We start from the raw sequence: 4,756 nt of genomic DNA, 5'->3' as shown, positions 1-4,756 counted from the left end.
CTGGCGGCGCTGCCGCTGGGCGCTGCGGCGCAAGCGCTGCTGACCCGCGCGCGCTATGCCGGGCTGGCCGCGCTCGACGAAGCGACCCTGCTCGCCGATCTGGAGGAATGGCTGGCGCCGCTATTGGCCGGGCGGCGCGATCTGGCCATCGCGGCAGGCAAGCTGCACGAGGCGCTGGAAAACCGGCTGGACTGGAACGAGCGGCAGACACTCGATCGGCTGGCGCCACCGCACTATCGCTCACCCGCTGGGACCAGCCATGCCATCGACTATGCCCATGAAGGCGGCCCGGCGGTGGAACTGCGGGTGCAGGCACTGTTCGGCCTCGATCGCCATCCCACGATCGGCCAGCCGCCGCGCCCGCTGCTGCTCTCGCTGACCTCGCCCGCCGGCCGGCCGATCCAGACTACGGCCGATCTGCCCGCGTTCTGGCGCGGATCGTGGCGCGATGTGGTCAAGGACATGAAGGGTCGCTATCCCCGCCATCGCTGGCCCGAACAGCCCTGGACCGAAGATCCCAGCCTCAAGACCCGCAACGCGTTCGAGGCGACGCGCAGGGGCTGAGCAAAATCAGCTTTCCTGCGCCTGTGGCTCGGTAATGATCCGTTCGCGCGCGGCGCGCAGGTCGCCGCCTTCGATCTGGATCTTGAGCCGCTCCTTGTCGCGCGCGCGGTACATGTCTTCGGCGCGGGTGATGATTTCCTCGCTAACCCCGGTTTCGGCCAGCGCCAGGCGCGCCATCTTCACCGCCGATTCCATCACTTCGCGGATCACCCACTTGGCCGGGGAGCCGCGCAGCCGCACCACCGCGCGCCGATCGAACGCGCGCACGAAGATGGCCGCCTGGGGAAAGGCCTGCTGCACCGCTTCCAGCGCGGCGGCGTCCATCTGGTCGCCATCCATGCAGAACAGGATCAGCGCGGCCTCGTCCGCGCCGGCCTGGCGCAGCAGGTCGAGCCGGGTGCCATCACCGAAATAGACCTTGGCCCCGAAATTGCTGGCCACGTCGATCATTTCCACGTCGGTATCGATCAGCGTAACCGTCAGGCCGCTGGCATTGAGCATCTGCGCCACGGTCTGGCCAAAGCGGCCATAGCCCACGATCAGCGCATTCGCCGCGTCGCCGGTGGGCCCTTGGCGTTCGCCCTTCACCGCGCGCGGATCGTTGCGCAAGGGCTTGGTCAACGCCATCAGGAACGGCGTGGTGGCCATCGACAGGGTCACGATCGCGCCAAACAGGCTGGCCGCCTCGGGCGCGATCAACTGCGCGTGCTGCGCCTGGGCAAACAGCACAAAGCCGAATTCGCCGCCCTGGCTCAGCAGCAGGCCCAGCGCCAGCGCGCCGCGCCACGGCATGCGGAAGGCAAGGCCGATGCCCATGATCACCACTGCCTTCACCGCCACCAGCGACAGCGCCATGGCAATCACGAACAGCGGCCGCTCGGCAATGGCATGAAGATCGAGCATCATGCCCACGGCCAGGAAGAACAGCCCGAGCAGGATGGAGCGGAACGGCTCGACATCGGCTTCCAGTTCGTGGCGATAGGGGCTGTCGGCCAGCATGACCCCGGCGATGAACGCGCCGAGCGCGGTCGACAGGCCCAGCGCTTCCATCACTGCGGCCGAGGCCATCACCGTGAACAGCGCGGCCACCACGAACATCTCGCGCTCGCCCAGGTTGCCGATCAGGCGGAACAGCGGCCGGATCAGATAGCGCCCGGCCAGGATCAGCCCGGCGATCGCCAGCACGGTATAAAGCCCCAGTTGCCAGCCCGGCGGGCCATTGGCATCGGCCGGATTGCGGCTGAGCGCAGAGATCAGCGTGATCATCGGAATGATCGAGAGATCCTGGAACAGCAGGATGGCAAAGGTCCGCTCGCCAAACGGCGTGCGCAACCGGCCCGAGGCCTGGAGCATCGGCAGGACCTGCGCGGTGGACGAGAGCGCCAGGGGCAGGCCCAGCGCGATGGCGGCGGTGAGGCTGAAATCGGTGCCGAAATTGATCACCGCCGTGATCGCCGCGCCGCACAGCACCACCTGCAACAGCCCCAGGCCCAGGATATCGCGCTTCATCCGCCACAGCCGCGACGGGTTCAGTTCCAGCCCGACCAGGAACAGCAGCAGCGTGATGCCGAGTTCGGCAATGCCCAGCTTCTGCTCGGCCTCACCCACCAGGCCCAGCACCTGCGGCCCGACCACGGCGCCCGCCAGCAGGTAGCCCAGTGTGGCCCCCAGGCCCAGCCGGCGGAACACCAGCACGAAGACCATGGCAAAGCCAAGCAGCAGAAAACCATCATGAAGCATCGAGGGGGGCTGGTTCATGCCTCTTGCCTCGCCTTCCCGGCCGCCCGCGTCAACCCATCGTGGGCAAGCCGCGGCAACAAGGCGGCCGGGAACGGCGGCGCGTTGCGGGCGATCACTCCACGCGGTGGAACGTGGTGGTTTCAAGGCCGGGAATGGCATTGCCGGGCCAGATGATCGTTTCAGTCATCGATCGCTGGTCTTTGGCGACCGCATAGACGCGCGTAGAAACCGGGGCGCCGTTCTTGCCCAGGGTCATCACCAGCGTGTTGGGCGCAGGCTGGCGCAGCGATACCGTGTCGATGAAATCCATCGTTCCCGTCACCGGCGCGGGCACGCCATCGAGCGCCGCCGTCGATTCCGCCTTGTGGGCGGTGCCATCAGGACCGATCATGTCGACCATGGTTGTCCAGCGGCCGTCGGCGGCCTTGGCGAAGGCAATGGTGACCTTCTGCGGCCGCTCCTCGGCGGGAATCCGCGTCACATCGAGCGACCAGCGGCCGAGCAGCGGCATGGCCTTGGCGGGCGTCGCCTGCGCCGTTGGAGCGGGTAGGGCGGCCCCGGTGCGGGGCGGCAGCACCTGTCCGGTGGAAACCAGCAGGCCTGCGGCGGCAAGCGAAAGTGCGGTAAGCATGGCAAGCAATCCTTTCGACCATCGGCGCCCGACGATGCGGGGCGCCCCTGCCGTATCGGGCGCCTTGCCCGGGCCGGTAAGCTCAGGATTTCTGTCCCAACTTTTTTGGGCCGCCAGTATCCGCGCCAACTCGCGGCTGCTGCCCACCCCGGTCTTGCGCCGCGCATCGCGCAGCCGCTCGTTGATCGAGGCTTCCGACCGGCCCAGTTGCAGCGCGATGGATTTGACCGTGTGCCCCGCCGTCAACAGGCGCAGCACCTCGCGTTCCTTGTCGTTCAGTGCCGCAAGCGAGACGGGTGCAGGTTCCGGGGCTGCCATGCGCCTTGCTCACCACAGGTGCCCCACAGCGTCCATCCCAAATTTCTTGGGTGACGATGGCATGCGTGACGCGGTGGATGTGGTGGGTGCAAAAATGGTGCGGCTAGAGGAATCGCAAAAACCGATCTATGATTATGATTGTAATGGTAAAAGTTGAATAGGATTTCGCAAAAGGCCCCCGATAAAGCCCCCAATTCGCGCGGTGGGGGCCTCTTGGCTGGCGTTGCATAGGGCAGGTTCTGGCCTGCCTTGTTTTGATGGTGTTCCCGGTGTTCCGGGTGTTCTTTCCAGCAATATCATAAGTTTGCGCCGGTGTTCCGGGTGTTCCGCCCGGTGTTCTGCGGTGTTCCCGGCCTATCCCATGGCCTTGAGCCGGTTGATCAGGCCCCACATATGCGCGTGGCACTGGTCTTCCAGATCAAGATAGCGGTCCAGATGGCGCTGGAACGTGGCGTGGTGCATTCCCTTGGGGCGGGTGAGCACGGCGCCCCAGCCTTGATCGCTGCCCAGCTTGCGCTGGATGCGGCGGGCCGATTCAAACGGGCGATCGTGGTGAGCCAGGCGCTGGCTGGCATAGCCCAGCCGCCAGGCCTTGCGCCCGGCAAAGCGATCGCCGCCCGGCGGCTTATACAGCTTGCCCACGCGCAGGCCGGAATAGGGGCAGATCATCCACCAGCGCTTGCCGCCCAGGCGCGGGCGGGTGAAGGTGAGGCGCACGGTCTGCCGCACATGCTCCCGCTCTTTGCCTTCACCGCGCCAATAGGACAGTTCCAGCCGTTCCTGCCCCGGTTCATCCATGCGCGCCACATAGCTGATGGAACCGGACGGCTCCCCGCCGCAAGACCAATAGAGCGCGCCGCTGATATGGTGCCTCTCGCTGGCCCGCCCGGTGCGCAGCATCCACGCCAGATCGATGCGCAAAGACATATCCGCCGTGGGGCGCCCGCCGTGCCTGCCTGAACCGAAACCGCCCACTGCGAAATCTCCGTCATATCTCCTAGATCAATAGCAAAGTCATAGCGGACTGAGAATCAACTCTCCTCGTCGTTGGGCATCGTGCCGCGAGATTGAGCGCGGTTAACGCGCCGATTCTGTTTGATCGCCTCCCGCTCCAACGGATTTACCAAGGCTTCGTAGCGGCCAAACAGAAATTCCACCCGCTCGCGGTCGCTGGCAAAAGCGGCCACGCGATAGAGTCTGTCCACCGCTCTATCCAGGTCGGTATGGGCCCGCCGTAGGTCGGCGGGCATTGCGTCGGGGTCGTAAAGGTCCGCAAGACTGGAGGTGGGATGTGCAGCGCGTGCGTCTAGCACCGCTTGCGCCAAGGCTTCCACCTTTGCCCTCTGTGCAGCGCTTGCCTCTGGCCAAGGGAAAGTGTTGTAAACAAGTCCAGGTGAGTATTGAAAATCACTTTTCAGCCGTCCACCAACGTGGGCAAGCCAAGCGATGTGTGCGCGGCTAGTAAGAACGCCGAAGTGCCACTGACGTGCTCCCCTGATTGTT

5 protein-coding genes are annotated in these 4,756 nt (G+C 65.6%); 1 reads left to right on the top strand and 4 read right to left on the bottom strand.

From position 1 onward, the window contains the following. On the top strand, window positions 1-564 hold a 564-nt coding region (locus H926_RS0105830), incomplete at its 5' end, for an ATP-dependent helicase C-terminal domain-containing protein (RefSeq protein WP_028657644.1). A 6-nt stretch (window positions 565-570) separates the two neighbouring features. Here H926_RS0105830 and H926_RS0105825 read toward each other — a convergent pair. The 4 genes from H926_RS0105825 to H926_RS34490 all read right to left on the bottom strand — a co-directional run. Further along, a complete protein-coding gene (locus tag H926_RS0105825; RefSeq protein WP_022675475.1) occupies window positions 571-2,322 on the bottom strand; it encodes a cation:proton antiporter in 1,752 nt (583 codons plus the stop codon). Between the two features lie 94 nt (window positions 2,323-2,416). Continuing rightward, window positions 2,417-3,253, bottom strand: a complete 837-nt coding sequence (locus H926_RS30720; protein WP_022675474.1) for a helix-turn-helix transcriptional regulator — start codon at window positions 3,251-3,253, stop codon at window positions 2,417-2,419. A 354-nt stretch (window positions 3,254-3,607) separates the two neighbouring features. Further along, window positions 3,608-4,180, bottom strand: a complete 573-nt coding sequence (locus H926_RS25865; protein WP_051146268.1) for a hypothetical protein — start codon at window positions 4,178-4,180, stop codon at window positions 3,608-3,610. 104 nt (window positions 4,181-4,284) lie between these two features. Next, window positions 4,285-4,756: type IIL restriction-modification enzyme MmeI (locus H926_RS34490; RefSeq protein WP_371256220.1), on the bottom strand; the 472-nt coding region annotated here is incomplete at its 5' end.

Origin of the sequence: Novosphingobium sp. B-7 (genome assembly GCF_000410615.1) — a bacterium.
In the GTDB taxonomy this organism is placed as follows: domain Bacteria; phylum Pseudomonadota; class Alphaproteobacteria; order Sphingomonadales; family Sphingomonadaceae; genus Novosphingobium; species Novosphingobium capsulatum.
This window is presented reverse-complemented; position numbering and strand designations above follow the sequence as displayed.

Coding starts and splice junctions, on each gene's coding strand:
- H926_RS30720 (WP_022675474.1), bottom strand. CDS start 3,253: ATGGCAGCCCCGGAACCTGCACCCGTCTCGCTTGCGGCACTGAACGAC.
- H926_RS0105825 (WP_022675475.1), bottom strand. CDS start 2,322: ATGAACCAGCCCCCCTCGATGCTTCATGATGGTTTTCTGCTGCTTGGC.
- H926_RS25865 (WP_051146268.1), bottom strand. CDS start 4,180: ATGTCTTTGCGCATCGATCTGGCGTGGATGCTGCGCACCGGGCGGGCC.